A 14,907-nucleotide genomic window follows, 5' to 3' on the forward strand; every position below is an offset into this window, starting at 1 on the left:
TATTATTCACCGTCCAAACCACGGATCCGAAGGATCTGCCCCCAGGACTTACAAGATGGACACTGCCAGTACAAGCTATGGCCGGGAAAGCCACACTGCTGACAGCGATATTTCGGTCTAAGTTTGATCTGCTGCTTTACCAGATCACCCAATAAAACGAGGCTGTTGCTGGCGGAGGCATCAGGAAGTGCTTCCGCCTGCACCGTAATCAAACGGTGGAACACCCGCATTGAGGGGTGCCGTTTCAGTTGGTTCATAACGAGTGCCTTAGCCTCGTCCTTGCGTTGTAGCTCGACCAGGCAATCTGCCATCTCCAGGGCCGTGCTCGCCAGCGGCTGCTTCTGCCAAACCCTTTCCAACAGGTGCAGATATTGATTCAGCTGTTGATGACCAGAAAAGCAGCCGTGCGCATCTGGCAGGGCTTCCACAAACCATTCAGGGCTATGCTCTGCAAGCCGCTCCAGCACCTTCACCGCTTCGTCGTTGTTGTCCGTCTGAAGTGCAATGCGAAACAGTTCCAGGTTGGCCCGCCCGCATGCGGGATCGACCTTAAGCGCCTTAAACCAATGTTTTACTTTCTCAGAGTGCGCCTCTTCCAATTGCGCGAGTTCGCAGTAAAAGTGCGCAACCTGAGGTATCAACCGCTTTCGATCAATGCGTTTGAACCGCTTTACCAGACGTATCGCCTTCCACCACTCCTTGTTCGCCTGGTAGATCGACAGAAGTTGGATCTCCGCTTCCTCACTATGATCCGGCTCTTTAACCAACTGCAGCAAGATCTCCTCGGCACGGTCAAACAGTCCTGCGGCGAGATAGTCCTTCGCCAGCTCCATCATCGCAAGATCGCGCTGTTCCAGAGTCAGGTTTGGCCTTGCAATCAGGTTTTGATGCAAACGAATACTTCGATCGACTTCGCCGCGCTTGCGGAAGAGATTGCCTAAGGAGAGGTGGGTATCGAAAGTCTCGGAGTCCACCTGAAGCAGCTCGATAAAACGATCCACCGCTTTGTCGGGCTGATCCGACAGGAGGTAATTCAAACCTTCGACGTAATTTTTCGAGAGACTAGACTGGTTTCGCTGTTGTGACAGCCTGACACTGCGCCGCCCCATGTACCAACCATAGGCGGCGGCAACAGGTAGCAGCAGAAACAGCAGTTCAAGCATTGGTGTTGGGGGAGTTCTGATCTTGTGGGCGCGGGTACTGCGCTCTGGCCCGGCGCAAGGCGAGTTTCAGTTTCACGACCACCAGCAACGACAATACCCAGCTAATCAGGAAACCGAGCAGGAAGGTTGCCGCCAGTACCCAAGGCAGTGGGAACGTGCCTTGGGCAATAAAGTAGTTGATGGTGACCATCTGCTCATTACGGGCACCAAAAGCCAGTGCCAGTACAAACAATGCCGCCACGCAGGCTGCGACTAAAAATGCTTTCACACCAACCCTTTTCTTTATCGCGAGTTAGCCTGAATTATCCAACAAAAAACAGACGCAGGCTACCGAAGATAAAAAAACCCCGCCGTTGTGGCGGGGTTTTGTTCGACGTGATTACGCGTTATTCACGCGTTCGCGCAGTTCCTTTCCAGGCTTGAAGTGCGGAACATACTTGCCATTGAGCTCAACCGATTGTCCCGTCTTCGGGTTTCGGCCGACGCGAGGCGCACGATAGTGCAAAGAGAAGCTTCCAAAACCTCGGATCTCGATACGATCACCGTGTTCCAGAGTCGACGCCATCTGCTCGAGCATCTCTTTAATGGCACCTTCCACATCTTTACCGGAAAGGTGCGACTGCTTGCTGGCAAGTCTTTCAATCAGTTCGGACTTCGTCATCCTCGCTCTCCTGAATAGCCAATACAGTCGCCTTATAAGGGAGGGGTTTCCCCTCCCTCAAACCGCAGGCGATCAGTCGTTGCGGGCTGCCTTGAAGGCTTCGGCCATGGCGCTGGAGAACACAGTTTCTTCTTTCTGGTTCAGAGCGTCGATAGCTTCTTTCTCTTCCGCTTCGTCTTTAGCGCGGATAGACAGAGAGATAGTGCGGTTCTTACGGTCAACGCCCATAATCTTCGCTTCTACTTCTTCGCCGGCGCTCAGGACGGTGCTGGCATCTTCGATGCGGTCACGAGAGATGTCAGCAACACGGATGTAACCTTCAGCATTCTCGCCCAGCTCTACAGTGGCGCCCTTGGCGTCAACTGCAGTGATGGTACCCTTAACGATAGCACCCTTCTTGTTGTCAGACAGGTACTTGTTGAAAGGATCTTCTTCGATCTGCTTAACACCCAGAGAGATGCGCTCGCGCTCAGGGTCTACGGAGAGAACCACTGCGTCAATTTCATCACCTTTCTTGAAGTCACGAACGGCGTCATCACCGTTGGCGTTCCAAGAGATGTCTGACAGGTGAACCAGGCCGTCGATGCCGCCTTCCAGGCCGATGAAGATACCGAAGTCAGTGATAGACTTGATCTTACCGGAAACCTTGTCGCCCTTGGCGTAGTTCTGACAGAAGTCTTCCCACGGGTTGGACTTGCACTGCTTGAGGCCCAGAGAGATACGACGACGCTCTTCGTCGATGTCCAGAACCATCACTTCCACGGAATCGCCCAGGTTAACAACCTTGGACGGGTGGATGTTCTTGTTGGTCCAATCCATCTCAGAAACGTGTACCAGACCTTCAACGCCCTCTTCGATCTCAACGAAGCAGCCGTAGTCGGTCAGGTTGGTAACACGACCGGTCAGCTTGGCGCCTTCCGGGTAGCGGTTAGCGATGGATACCCACGGATCTTCGCCCAGTTGCTTCAGACCCAGGGAAACACGGGTGCGCTCACGATCGAACTTCAGAACCTTAACGTTGATCTCGTCGCCAACATTTACGATTTCGCTCGGGTGCTTAACGCGCTTCCAAGCCATATCGGTGATGTGCAGCAGGCCGTCTACGCCGCCCAGATCTACGAAAGCACCGTAGTCGGTCAGGTTCTTAACGATACCCTTAACTTCTTGACCTTCAGCCAGGTTCTCCAGCAGCTGCTCACGCTCTACGCTGTTTTCAGATTCGATAACGGCACGACGGGAAACAACCACGTTGTTACGCTTCTGGTCCAGCTTGATAACCTTGAACTCCAGATCTTTGCCTTCCAGGTGCGCAGTGTCGCGAACCGGACGAACATCAACCAGAGAGCCGGGCAGGAACGCACGGATGCCTTCGAGCTCAACGGTAAAGCCACCTTTGACCTTGCCGTTGATGACACCGATAACGGTTTCCTGGTCGTCGTAAGCTTTTTCCAGACGAACCCAAGCTTCGTGACGCTTGGCTTTTTCGCGAGACAGCTGAGTCTCACCGAAACCGTCTTCGATTGCGTCCAGGGCAACATCTACCTCGGCGCCAACTTCGATTTCCAGTTCGCCTTTGGCGTTCTTGAACTGGTCAGCCGGGATAGCAGACTCAGATTTCAGGCCAGCGTCAACCAGAACGATACCGTTCTCGATGGCGATTACAGTACCCTTTACGATGGCACCCGGGCGGGTTTCCAGATTCTGCAGGGACTCTTCAAACAGCTGAGCAAATGATTCAGTCATGTAATTTCAATTCAAATAGGTCATCCACGGCCATCCTGGACGCGGGGTTGTTGTCCTTTGCCTGCGACATCCATGCTGCAGACTCCTGAGGTTCAAACCGGCTTGGTTTGTTCCAAACTTTTTTCCACGTGGCTTAGCACCGAAACCAGAACCTGGTCGATGCTTAACCCTGTGGTATCAACTTCCAGAGCATCCTCGGCGGGCTTTAGCGGCGCCACCTTGCGGTTGGCATCTCGCTCGTCACGCTCGCGGATCTCTTCTAAAAGGCGGTCAATGCTAACATCATAGCCCTTTTCCTTCAACTGGGCGAAGCGACGCTCAGCGCGCTCTTCGGCGCTGGCGGTCAGGTAGATCTTCGCCTGTGCTTGGGGAAAGACCACGGTCCCCATGTCGCGACCGTCGGCAATCAAACCGGGCTTTTGGCGAAACGCTCTTTGACGCCGCAACAGAGCTTCACGAACTCTTGGGAAAACAGCAACTTTGGAGGCCGCATCGGCACACTCCTGGCTGCGGATCGACTTGGAGACCTCCTCCCCTTCCAGCACCACTCGAACGCCCTCTGCCGAGGGGTGGAACTGCACGTCGAGGTGCGCCGCGAGCAGGGACAAGGCGTCTTCATTATCCAGCGCGACATCATGGTGCAACGCCGCAAGGGCCAGCACCCTGTAGATGGCTCCAGAGTCCAACAAGTGCCAACCAAACTGCGTCGCCAGCAACTGGCAGATGGTTCCTTTGCCGGCCCCACTGGGTCCGTCAATGGTAATAACCGGTGCCTGTTCAGGCATAGTTATCCTCCAACCTTTGGTTTGGTGCCCGACGCCAATGTCCGGGCCCTTATGAAATCGGGGGGCATTATACACAAGGCCCCCAAAGTTCACAGTGTCAGCGCCGAGGTTATTCCTCTAATGACTGATACTTTTAAGTTTTTCAAAGTAATCGGGAAAGGTTTTCCGGGTGCAATCCGGGTCACGTATGGTGACCTTTTGCCCCCCAACGGCCAGCAGCGAAAAGCACATGGCGATGCGGTGATCGTTATAGGTGTCGATCTGAGCATGGCGCAATGACGGAACCGGGGTGATCTTAAGGTAGTCGTTGCCCTCCTCTACCTGCGCACCCACTTTGCTCAGCTCCTTAGCCATGGCGGCCAAACGATCAGTTTCCTTGACTCGCCAGTTGTAGACATTGCGGATGGTGGTTGGGCCCTCGGCAAAGAGGGCTGTCGTCGCGATGGTCATCGCCGCATCGGGGATGTGGTTAAGATCCATGTCGATACCCACCAGCTTTCCACCTTTGGCGACAATCTTGTCATCAAACCACTGGATCTCCGCACCCATGTCTGCCAAAACATCCGCGAAATACTTATCGCCCTGGAGGCTCAAGCGCCCAACGCCATGTACTGTCACTGGCCCGCCGCCCAATGCTCCCGCAGCCAAAAAATAGGATGCCGAGGAGGCATCCCCCTCGACCATAAATCGACCCGGGCTGATGTACCTTTGCCCGGATTGGATCCGGAAGCTTTCGTAACCCTGGTTGTCCACCCGAACGCCGAAACGCGCCATCAGTGCCAGAGTGATATCGATGTAGGGCTTAGACACCAACTCTCCGCGCACCGAGATGGTCAAATCGTTCTTACACAACGGCGCAATCATCAGCAACGCGGTGAGAAACTGGGAGGAGATGCTGCCGTCGATAGACACCTCACCGCCTTTGAGGGCACCCGCAGTGATCGCCAACGGCGGAAAGCCCTCCTCTTCTAGGTAACGGATCTGAGCCCCCAACGCACTCAGGGCCTCGACAAGATGGCCAATGGGACGCTCTTTCATCCGGGGCTCACCGGTCAGGACAAACGCCCCATCACCCACGGTCAGTGCCGCGGCCAACGGACGCATGGCGGTGCCGGCATTTCCCAGGTAAAGTTCAAGCGGCTTCGCCGGGCTGCCCTGGGCCAGCGGCTTACCCTGCCCCTTCACCTGGATCTCCCGCTGTTCCGGCCTCCACTGGTACTCCACGCCCAGGCGCTCAAGTGCGTCGAGCATATGCCGAATATCGTCGGAGTCCAGCAGGTTGGTCAGCGTCGTCTCCCCCTCTGCCAGCGCCGCCAGCAGCAAGGCACGGTTAGAGATGCTCTTGGAGCCGGGAAGGTAAATCTCGCCCGATACGGAGGCGATGGGGTCGAGGGTAATCTGTTTCATCATGCTCTTTCGATGGTTAGGGGCGGGCTTCAACCAAGAGTTCGTCCAGCGCGGCCATAAAGCGGTCGTTCTCCTGCGGCAATCCGATGCTCACCCGCAGATGATCTGGCATGCCGTAACCGGCAATGGGGCGAACGATCACACCGCGTGTCAACAGCGCCTGGTAGATCTCATCCGCCGGCGTCAGCTTCATGGTAATGAAGTTTGCGTAGCTTAGGATGTAATCAATCCCCCGCTCTTGGCAGTAGCTTTCAAGGCGCGCCATTTCAGTTCGATTCAATTCAACGCTGCGGGTTACAAATTCCTGGTCTGCCAAGGCAGCCTGGGCCCCGGCAAGGGCAAGACTGTTGCAGTTAAAAGGCTCCCGTACCCGGTTCAGCAGATCGGCAATCTCCGCGCTGCTCACCAGGTACCCAACCCTCAGCCCAGCCAATCCATAGGCCTTGGAGAAGGTGCGACTGACGCAGAGATTAGGGTACTGTGCCAGCCACTCGACGGTGGGTGCCCGCTCCTCCACGGGGACATACTCGAAGTAGGCTTCGTCCAGCACCACCAGAACCTGCTTCGGTACCTGGCTCATAAAGGAAGCCAGCGCCTCTTTGCTGAGAAACGTCCCGGTCGGGTTATTAGGGTTGGCGATGCAGATGAGCTTAGTCTGTTCGGTGATCGCCAGGAGCATGGCATCAAGATCGTGGCCCCAATCCTGTGAGGGGATCGCAACGGCGGTAGCCCCGCTGGCCTGAGTCAGTAGTCGATACACGATGAACGCATGGGCATCAAATATCACCTCGTCGCCGGCACCGACGAAGGTGCGAAACAGGATCTCCAACACCTCGTTAGAGCCGTTACCTAGGGTGATTTGATCCCCGCCCACACCCAGGATGGCCGACAGCGCCTGCTTGAGATAAAACCCATTGGCATCCGGGTAGCGGCAGATCTGCTCAGACTGCTCAGCGATGGCGGCAGCGACTTTGGGGCTCGCCCCCAACGGGTTCTCATTGGAGGCCAGTTTGACGATCTCCCGGATCCCCATCTCCCGTTCAAGCTCTTCCACCGGTTTTCCGGGCTGGTAGGGGTGAAGGCCGCTGACGCCGGGTTGTGCTAATGCCAAAATATCCATCTTATCTTTCTACTCCTTTATGTTTTTCAGGAACCGGTTAAACGTGTTCCTGTTCAAATCTGCTCATGAAAGCGATCAGGGCCTCAACGCCCGCCATCGGCATGGCGTTGTAAAGACTGGCCCGCATACCGCCAACCATCCGATGTCCCTCCAGCGCCATCAGCCCTGCCGCCTCGGCTTCCCGTAAAAAGCGGGCATCAAGCGCTGTATCCTGAAGCTGGAAGGTGACATTCATCTCCGAGCGGCAATGCGCTGCGACCTCATTACGGTAAAAGGGACTGTCGTCGATAAACTGATAGAGTCTGTCGGCCTTCGCCCGATTATTCTCCGCGACGGCCGCTACCCCGCCCTGGGTTTTCACCCACTTGAACACCTCGCCGGCGAGATACCAGGGGTAGGTCGGCGGTGTGTTGTACATGGAGTCGGTTTTATCCGCCAGAGCGTAATCCAGGATGGCGGGCGTCTTGGGATCCGCCTGTCCAAGCAGATCCCGACGGACGATCACCAAAGCCAGGCCCGCCGGCCCAGCATTTTTCTGCGCCCCCGCGTAGATAAGGCCAAACTTGGAGACCTCCACCTCACGGCCCAGAATGCAGGAGGACATGTCCGCCACCAATGGGGAGTCCACTTGGGGAAGATCGAATAGCGCAGTGCCATTGACCGTCTCGTTAGGGCAGTAGTGGACATAGCGGTAACCCCGGGTATCACCGAGATCGCCCAAGTCCAGATCCCCGGCGCTGCGGCGCAGATCCCGGGTTTCAACCGTACCGTATTTGGCCGCTTCCACGCCCGCCGCGTCGGACCACTGACCGCTGTTCAGGTAGAGCGCCTTGCCCTCCCCCAGCAGGTTCAGCGGCACGGCGGAAAACTGGCCCCGGGCCCCGCCATGCATGAACAGCACCGCATAATCATCGGGGATCCCCATCAGATCACGCAGGTTCTGTTCGGCCTCTTCCGCCAAGGCGATATAGGGGCTGCTACGATGGGAGATCTCCATCACCGAGACCCCCAAATCCTGAAAGTTAAGAAACTCGTTTCGTGCCTTGGTCATCACATCTGCGGGCAGCATCGCCGGACCCGCGCAGAAGTTGTATACGGTCATTGCTCTGTCCTGAAAACAGTACGGGCGCCACATAGGGCGCCCGCACAGAACCGCGAATATTAATCTTCGCCTTGATTATCCTGAGGGTCTTGCTCAGCCTGGGCCTCAGCAGTGTTGCCCTCCTGCGAGGATGCGTCAACCCCCTCCTCGCCTTCGAGCATCTCCTCCTCTGGCATCTCCTCGATGCGCTGGAGTCCCACCACCTGCTCATCATCGGAGGTACGGATAAGGATCACCCCTTGGGTGTTCCGCCCCACCTCGGAGACTTCGGAGACCCGGGTACGTACCAGAGTACCGGCGTTGCTGATCATCATGATCTCGTCATTTTCGTTGACCTGCACCGCACCAACCACCGGACCGTTACGCTCGCTCACCTTGATGGAGATCACCCCCTTGGTGGCGCGGCTCTTAGTCGGGTACTCAGCCTGATCAGTTCGCTTACCGTAACCGTTCTCGGTCACCGTCAGGATTGCCCCGTCGCCACGAGGTACGATGAGCGACACCACACGACCGGCGTCATCCAGGGAGATCCCCCGAACACCGGTAGCGGTCCGGCCCATCTGACGAACCTGGTCCTCATTGAAGCGCACCACCTTGCCCGCGTCGGAGAACAGCATCACCTCGTCATCACCATAGGTGATATCGACGCCGATCAGTTCATCGTCATCCGCCAGGTTGATCGCCCGGATCCCCGAGGAGAGCGGACGGCTGTAGGCATCCAGTGCGGTCTTCTTGACCGTACCCTTGGCGGTGGCAAAGAGGATGTTGCGATCCGCAGAGTACTCGGACACTGGCAGGATCGCGGTGATCCGTTCACCCTCACTCAGGGGGAGCAGGTTGACGATAGGACGTCCTCGTGCAGCACGGCTGGCCAAAGGCAACTGGAATACGCGCATCCAGTACACCTTACCAATGGTCGAGAAGCAGAGGATGGTGTCGTGTGTATTGGCCACCAGCAGACGTTCGATGAAATCTTCGTCCTTCATCTTGGTGGCCGATTTACCCTTGCCACCGCGACGCTGTGCTTCGTAATCCGACAACGGCTGGTACTTGACGTAGCCTTCATGAGACAGGGTGACGACGACATCTTCCCGGGTAATCAGGTCTTCCATGGAGATATCGGCAGAAGAGGCGGAGATCTCCGTTTGACGCTCGTCACCAAAGTTGGCCTTGATCTCTTCGAGCTCCTCACGGATCACCTCCATCAGGCGCGCCGTGGAGGCCAGAATATGCAGCAGCTCCGCGATCTGATCGAGCAGACCACGGTACTCCTCCAGAATGGACTCGTGCTCCATGCCGGTGAGTTTGTGCAGACGCAGATCCAGAATCGCTTTGGCCTGCTCTTCGGTCAGGTAGTACTTGCCATCGCGAATGCCATACTCCGGCGCCAACCATTCCGGACGTGCCGCGTCGTCGCCGGCCCGCTCCAGCATGGTGGCCACATTGCCCAGCTCCCAGCCCTGGTTAAGCAGGCCTTCGCGTGCTTCCGCCGGTGTTGCCGCCTTTCGGATCAGCTCGATCACCGGGTCGATATTGGCCAGGGCGATGGCAAGCCCTTCAAGGATGTGGGCCCGATCCCGCGCTTTGCGCAGCTCGAACACCGTGCGCCGGGTCACCACCTCTCGACGGTGGCGGATAAAGGCCTGCAGCGTCTCTTTGAGGTTGAAGATCTTCGGCTGATTGTTGGCCAGGGCCACCATGTTGATACCAAACACGGTCTGCATCTGGGTCTGTGCGTAGAGGTTGTTGAGCACCACCTCCGGCACCTCACCGCGCTTGAGCTCGATCACGATCCGCATACCGTCCTTGTCGGACTCATCACGCAAACCGCTGATCCCTTCAATCTTTTTATCTTTCACCAGCTCGGCGATCTTCTCGATCAGCCGCGCCTTGTTCACCTGGTAGGGGATCTCATTAACGATGATCGCTTCGCGACCTTTGGGGTCGGTTTCCACCTCGGTCTTGGCCCGGACATAGATCTTACCCCGACCGGTACGGTAGGCATCGAAGATCCCTTTACGGCCGTTGATGATGCCACCGGTGGGAAAATCGGGACCGGGGATAATCTCGATCAGCTCATCGATGCTGGCGTCTTCGTTGTCGATCAGGTGGAGACACCCATCGACCACTTCAGAGAGGTTATGGGGCGGGATGTTGGTGGCCATCCCCACGGCGATACCGGAGGCTCCGTTGACCAACAGGTTGGGAACCCGGGTCGGCAACACCGCCGGGATCTGTTCTGTGCCGTCGTAGTTGGGCACATAATCCACGGTGTCTTTATCGAGATCCGCCAGCAGCTGGTGGGCGATCTTATCCATCCGGACTTCGGTGTATCGCATCGCCGCCGCAGAGTCGCCATCCACCGACCCAAAGTTGCCCTGGCCATCGACCAGGGTGTACCGCAGTGAGAAGGGCTGTGCCATACGGACGATGGTGTCGTAAACGGCACTGTCACCGTGCGGGTGATATTTACCGATCACATCACCGACCACACGGGCAGATTTCTTGTAGGGCTTGTTCCAGTCATTGCCCAGTTCATTCATTGCAAACAGCACGCGACGATGCACCGGCTTCAGGCCGTCACGTACATCAGGCAAAGCACGCCCGACGATCACGCTCATGGCGTAATCCAGGTAGGAGCTTTTGAGCTCCTCCTCAATGTTGATAGGCGTGATTTCTTTGGCCAGATCAGTCATAAAATGCTCGATCCCCTCACAGCGGTTTCCACAACGGTCTCCGCCCCGGTCCTACCGGTAAAAACAGTGGTTTGGGATTCTAACACAAGGATTCTGCAAAAGAAGGCTTACAAGAGTTTCGACCATCCCTCTCGCTCGATATAATCGAGACGCAACGTTGCAATGGCTATCAAGGCAGAGATAAGAACAATGACAAATACCCAGAATGTGGATGCTCAAGAGGTCGCCAAATTTGAACAGCTCGCCGCCACCTGGTGGGATCCTGAAGGCCACTCCGGCCCGTTGCACAAAATGAATCCGCTTCGTCTGGGTTACATAGAGCGTCACAGCGAAGGACTCTTCGGCAAGAAAGCGGTCGATGTCGGCTGCGGTGGTGGTCTGCTCAGCGAAGCCATGGCCAAGTGTGGCGCCAAGGTTACCGGCCTGGATATGGGGGAGGATCCACTGGAGGTCGCCCGTCTCCATGCGCTCGAGAGTGGCCTGGATATTGATTATCTCCACAGCACCGCAGAGCAACACGCCCAGGGCGAGCGGGGCAAATACGATGTGGTGACCTGCATGGAGATGCTGGAGCATGTACCCGACCCGGCCTCCGTGGTCTCCGCCTGTGCCGAGATGGTAAAGCCCGGTGGCCATCTGTTTCTCTCTACCATCAACAAGACTCCGCAGGCTTACCTGCTTACCATCGTCGGTGCCGAGCGGATCGCCAAGGTACTGCCGAAGGGCACCCACGATTATGAGAAATACCTCCGCCCCTCCCAGCTGATCCGCTGGTGCGAAGAAGCGGGACTGGTGGTGCACCACGCCGACGGGGTCCGCTATAACCCCCTGACCCAAACCTTCAACATGACCCACTCCACCAAGATCAATTACATGATCCACGCCTACAAACCGGAGCTAAGATGAGCCAGGGCTATGACGCTGTGCTGTTCGATCTGGACGGCACCCTGCTGGACACGGCGCCGGATCTCGGGCGGGCAGCCAATGTTGCGTTGGCACAATACGGCTATCCCCCCATCAGCTCACTGCTGGCCAGCCAGGTCAGTTCCCACGGTGTCGCCGGTTTGCTCGGTGCCGCCCTCGGGGCACGACTGGACGCGGTGGACATTCTGCCGATGCGCCGCGTTCTGCTTCAGGCCTATCGGGAAGCAATCAGCATCGAGACCCGGCTGTTCGACGGCATCGACACGCTTATCCACACGCTGGACGACGCGGGATGCCCCTGGGGCATTGTCACCAACAAACCTCAGTGGTTGACCGATCCCCTGCTGGCTCAATGGCCCCTGTTCGCCCGGTCCAGGTGTCAAATCAGTGGCGATACCCTACCCCATTCCAAGCCGCACCCCGCACCTATGTGGGCCGCATCTGAGGCGTTGGCGATCGCGCCGGATCGGATCCTCTACGTCGGGGATGCAGAGCGTGACATGGAGGCGGCTCAGCGCGCCGGTATGGCGGGTGCCGTGGCGCTATGGGGTTACCTGAGGCCGGAGGATCAACCCCAAAAATGGCCCGGCCAACATGCGGCCGATCATCCGCTGGATCTCATCGATCTTTTATCGCTGGTTCAGGGATAAAAAAAACGCAATCAAACCGGGCGTCAAAAAAATTACGCGCCCTTATGATCTTAACCAATCCATCACAAAGTCATTCTGGCCTCTACTTTAGCCGGTTAGGTGATACTAACATGCCAAAAGCACCCACCGGTTATACACACTCTGTCCACATTGAGGGCTATTGAATCCCGAGGGATAACGCCCTATCTTGTAGTCATCATCACAAGACGCACTACATGTTGTGGCACGGCAGCAAACACAACACTACTGCGATAGCCCAAAAGGGGCGCGGGTAACGGGGTACCGTCCGGCAGTTTTCCACGGAAACGTCGCCACAGGTCACCCCGTTTTTCACTTTCACAGGGAACAGGCAGAGCACGTCGCCAATGAATAGTAACCTTCTCGTAACCAAACGGAACGGTCGAAAGGAACCGATCGATCTGGAAAAGATCCACCGGGTGATCTATTGGGCCGCCGATGGCCTGGATAATGTCTCGGTCTCCCAGGTGGAACTGGCCGCGCATATCCATTTTTACGATGGCATCGAGACCGAAGCGATCCATGAAACCATCGTGAAAGCGGCAGCCGATCTGATCAGCGAAGAGTCACCGGACTACCAGTATCTCGCCGCCCGCCTCGCGGTATTCCATCTGCGCAAGAAGGCCTACGGCCAGTTCAAGCCCCCTCACCTATACGACCATGTGGTGAAACTCTGCGAGGCGGGCCGTTACGACCAGCATATCCTCGCGGATTACAGTGTCGAGGAGCTCGACGAGCTGAACCGCTACATCGATCACTGGCGGGATATGAAGTTCTCCTATGCGGCGATCAAACAGCTGGAGGGGAAATACCTGGTGCAGAACCGGGTGACCGGCGAGGTTTATGAAAGCGCTCAGTTCCTCTACATGCTGGTTGCCGCCTGCCTGTTTGCTCACTACCCGAAATCGACGCGGATGGCGTTCGTCAAGCGGTTCTACGACGCCACGTCACTGTTTAAGATCTCCCTGCCTACCCCGATCATGAGCGGTGTGCGAACCCCAACTCGTCAGTTCAGCTCCTGTGTACTGATCGAGTGTGGGGACAGCCTGGACTCCATCAACGCGACCTCCGCGTCCATCGTCAAGTATGTCAGTCAGCGGGCAGGCATCGGCATCAACGCCGGTAACCTGCGTGCCCTGGGCAGTCCCATCCGTGGTGGCGAGGCCTTCCACACCGGTCTGTTGCCGTTCTTCAAGCACTTCCAGACTGCTGTCAAATCCTGCTCCCAAGGGGGAGTGCGGGGTGGTGCGGCTACCCTGTTCTATCCCATGTGGCACCTGGAGGTGGAAGACCTGCTGGTACTTAAGAACAACCGCGGGACCGAAGCAAATCGGATCCGCCACATGGATTACGGGGTCCAGATCAACCACACGCTCTATCAACGCCTCGTCAGTGGCGGCAACATTACGCTGTTCTCACCCTCCGATGTACCCGGGCTGTACGACGCCTTCTTCGCCGACCAGGCCGAGTTTGAGCGTCTCTACTGCCAGTACGAGCAGGATCCCAGCATTCGCAAGAAGAGCATCAAAGCGGTCGAACTGTTCAGCTTAATGATGCAGGAGCGGGCCAGTACCGGACGCATCTACATCCAGAACGTGGATCACTGCAACACCCATAGCCCCTTCGATCCCAAGGTGGCCCCCATTAAGCAGTCCAACCTCTGTCTGGAGATCGCCCTGCCCACCAAGCCGCTGCTGCACACCGAAGATGAGAATGGTGAGATCGCCCTGTGCACCCTCTCTGCCTTCAACCTCGGTGCCATCGACGACCTTGATGAGTTGGAAGAGCTGGCGGAGCTCGCCGTTCGCGCACTGGACAACCTGCTGGATTACCAGGATTACCCGATCAAGGCGGCAAAGATCAGCACCATGAACCGCCGTACCTTGGGCGTCGGGGTGATCAACTTTGCCTACTACCTGGCCAAGCATGGAAAACGCTACTCCGATGGCAGCGCCAACAACCTGACCCACAAGACGTTCGAGGCGATCCAGTACTACCTGCTCAAAGCCTCTAACCGCCTGGCCCAGGAGAAGGGCGCCTGCCCCGCCTTCAATGAAACGACCTACGCCCAGGGGATCCTCCCCATCGACACCTACAAGAAGGCGCTCGATGAGATCTGCGATGAACCCCTGCATCTGGACTGGGAGGGTTTGCGTGCTGACATTCTCGAGCACGGCCTGCGCAACTCGACTCTCTCCGCCCTGATGCCCTCAGAGACATCGAGCCAGATCTCCAATGCCACCAACGGCATTGAGCCGCCCCGCGGCCTGATCAGCGTCAAAGGCTCGAAAGATGGCGTCATGAAGCAGGTGGTCCCCGGGATCGAGAGCCTCGCCAAGGAGTACGAGCTGCTGTGGAGCATCCCCAACAACGAGGGCTACCTGCAGCTGGTGGGGCTGATGCAGAAGTTCGTCGACCAGGCGATCTCGGCCAATACCAACTACGACCCCGGTCGTTTCGAGGGTAACCGAATGCCGATGAAGGTACTGCTCAAGGACCTGCTGCTGGCGTACCGCTATGGCCTCAAGACCCTGTATTATCAGAATACCCGTGACGGCCAGTCCGATTCACAAACTACTGTCAAAGCGGAAGCCGAGGACGATTGTGCCGGCGGCGCGTGCAAGATCTAGGAGCGATC

The 14,907-nt window shown here is 57.1% G+C and carries 12 protein-coding genes; 3 read left to right on the forward strand and 9 right to left on the reverse strand.

Annotation, left to right across the window (positions count from 1 at the left end; translation table 11 throughout):
• Window positions 1-2: 2 nt before the first annotated feature.
• The 9 genes from lapB to gyrA all read right to left on the reverse strand — a co-directional run bounded on the left by lapB (window position 3) and on the right by gyrA (window position 10,677).
• Window positions 3-1,163 (reverse strand): lipopolysaccharide assembly protein LapB, encoded by a 1,161-nt coding sequence (gene lapB / locus ABD997_RS03620; protein WP_345315650.1) that lies wholly within the window; start codon window positions 1,161-1,163, stop codon window positions 3-5.
• A complete protein-coding gene (locus ABD997_RS03625; RefSeq protein ID WP_345315651.1) occupies window positions 1,156-1,431 on the reverse strand; it encodes a LapA family protein in 276 nt (91 codons plus the stop codon). The genes lapB and ABD997_RS03625 overlap by 8 nt, the downstream gene beginning before the upstream one ends.
• 111 nt (window positions 1,432-1,542) lie before the next feature.
• Complete coding sequence (ihfB, locus tag ABD997_RS03630; RefSeq protein ID WP_345315652.1) at window positions 1,543-1,824, reverse strand: integration host factor subunit beta; 282 nt, start codon at window positions 1,822-1,824, stop codon at window positions 1,543-1,545.
• A 72-nt stretch (window positions 1,825-1,896) separates the two neighbouring features.
• On the reverse strand, window positions 1,897-3,567 hold the full coding sequence (gene rpsA / locus ABD997_RS03635) for a 30S ribosomal protein S1 (RefSeq protein WP_345315653.1): 1,671 nt from the start codon (window positions 3,565-3,567) through the stop codon (window positions 1,897-1,899).
• A gap of 92 nt (window positions 3,568-3,659) precedes the next feature.
• Window positions 3,660-4,352 carry a (d)CMP kinase gene (gene cmk, locus ABD997_RS03640; protein WP_345315654.1) on the reverse strand — a complete coding sequence of 231 codons (693 nt, stop codon included), beginning with the start codon at window positions 4,350-4,352 and terminating at the stop codon, window positions 3,660-3,662.
• 117 nt (window positions 4,353-4,469) lie between these two features.
• A complete protein-coding gene (gene aroA / locus ABD997_RS03645) occupies window positions 4,470-5,759 on the reverse strand; it encodes a 3-phosphoshikimate 1-carboxyvinyltransferase (RefSeq protein ID WP_345315907.1) in 1,290 nt (429 codons plus the stop codon).
• Between the two features lie 16 nt (window positions 5,760-5,775).
• Window positions 5,776-6,879, reverse strand: coding sequence for a histidinol-phosphate transaminase (hisC, locus tag ABD997_RS03650; protein ID WP_345315655.1), 1,104 nt, complete (start codon window positions 6,877-6,879; stop codon window positions 5,776-5,778).
• Window positions 6,880-6,916: 37 nt separating this feature from the next.
• Entirely contained in the window at window positions 6,917-7,981 is a 1,065-nt protein-coding gene (serC, locus tag ABD997_RS03655; protein ID WP_345315656.1) for a 3-phosphoserine/phosphohydroxythreonine transaminase, read from the reverse strand.
• Between the two features lie 59 nt (window positions 7,982-8,040).
• On the reverse strand, window positions 8,041-10,677 hold the full coding sequence (gene gyrA, locus ABD997_RS03660) for a DNA topoisomerase (ATP-hydrolyzing) subunit A (RefSeq protein WP_345315657.1): 2,637 nt from the start codon (window positions 10,675-10,677) through the stop codon (window positions 8,041-8,043).
• 189 nt (window positions 10,678-10,866) lie between these two features.
• Here gyrA and ubiG point away from each other — a divergent pair, with 189 nt between their 5' ends.
• The 3 genes from ubiG (at window position 10,867) to nrdA (ending at window position 14,899) form a co-directional block, all read left to right on the forward strand.
• Window positions 10,867-11,583, forward strand: a complete 717-nt coding sequence (gene ubiG, locus ABD997_RS03665; RefSeq protein ID WP_345315658.1) for a bifunctional 2-polyprenyl-6-hydroxyphenol methylase/3-demethylubiquinol 3-O-methyltransferase UbiG — start codon at window positions 10,867-10,869, stop codon at window positions 11,581-11,583.
• A complete protein-coding gene (locus ABD997_RS03670; RefSeq protein WP_345315659.1) occupies window positions 11,580-12,251 on the forward strand; it encodes an HAD family hydrolase in 672 nt (223 codons plus the stop codon). Before ubiG ends, ABD997_RS03670 begins: the two co-directional genes overlap by 4 nt.
• Window positions 12,252-12,616: 365 nt before the next feature.
• Complete coding sequence (nrdA, locus tag ABD997_RS03675; protein ID WP_345315660.1) at window positions 12,617-14,899, forward strand: class 1a ribonucleoside-diphosphate reductase subunit alpha; 2,283 nt, start codon at window positions 12,617-12,619, stop codon at window positions 14,897-14,899.
• Window positions 14,900-14,907: the final 8 nt, after the last annotated feature.

Origin of the sequence: Ferrimonas gelatinilytica, assembly GCF_039544205.1 — a bacterium.
Taxonomy (GTDB): Bacteria; Pseudomonadota; Gammaproteobacteria; order Enterobacterales; family Shewanellaceae; genus Ferrimonas; species Ferrimonas gelatinilytica.

What these genes read in the sequence shown, in the direction of transcription:
- lapB (WP_345315650.1), bottom strand. Translation starts at nt 1,163, where the DNA reads ATGCTTGAACTGCTGTTTCTGCTGCTACCTGTTGCCGCCGCCTATGGT.
- ihfB (WP_345315652.1), bottom strand. Translation starts at nt 1,824, where the DNA reads ATGACGAAGTCCGAACTGATTGAAAGACTTGCCAGCAAGCAGTCGCAC.
- rpsA (WP_345315653.1), bottom strand. Translation starts at nt 3,567, where the DNA reads ATGACTGAATCATTTGCTCAGCTGTTTGAAGAGTCCCTGCAGAATCTG.
- cmk (WP_345315654.1), bottom strand. Translation starts at nt 4,352, where the DNA reads ATGCCTGAACAGGCACCGGTTATTACCATTGACGGACCCAGTGGGGCC.
- aroA (WP_345315907.1), bottom strand. Translation starts at nt 5,759, where the DNA reads ATGAAACAGATTACCCTCGACCCCATCGCCTCCGTATCGGGCGAGATT.
- hisC (WP_345315655.1), bottom strand. Translation starts at nt 6,879, where the DNA reads ATGGATATTTTGGCATTAGCACAACCCGGCGTCAGCGGCCTTCACCCC.
- serC (WP_345315656.1), bottom strand. Translation starts at nt 7,981, where the DNA reads ATGACCGTATACAACTTCTGCGCGGGTCCGGCGATGCTGCCCGCAGAT.
- gyrA (WP_345315657.1), bottom strand. Translation starts at nt 10,677, where the DNA reads ATGACTGATCTGGCCAAAGAAATCACGCCTATCAACATTGAGGAGGAG.
- ubiG (WP_345315658.1), top strand. Translation starts at nt 10,867, where the DNA reads ATGACAAATACCCAGAATGTGGATGCTCAAGAGGTCGCCAAATTTGAA.
- ABD997_RS03670 (WP_345315659.1), top strand. Translation starts at nt 11,580, where the DNA reads ATGAGCCAGGGCTATGACGCTGTGCTGTTCGATCTGGACGGCACCCTG.
- nrdA (WP_345315660.1), top strand. Translation starts at nt 12,617, where the DNA reads ATGAATAGTAACCTTCTCGTAACCAAACGGAACGGTCGAAAGGAACCG.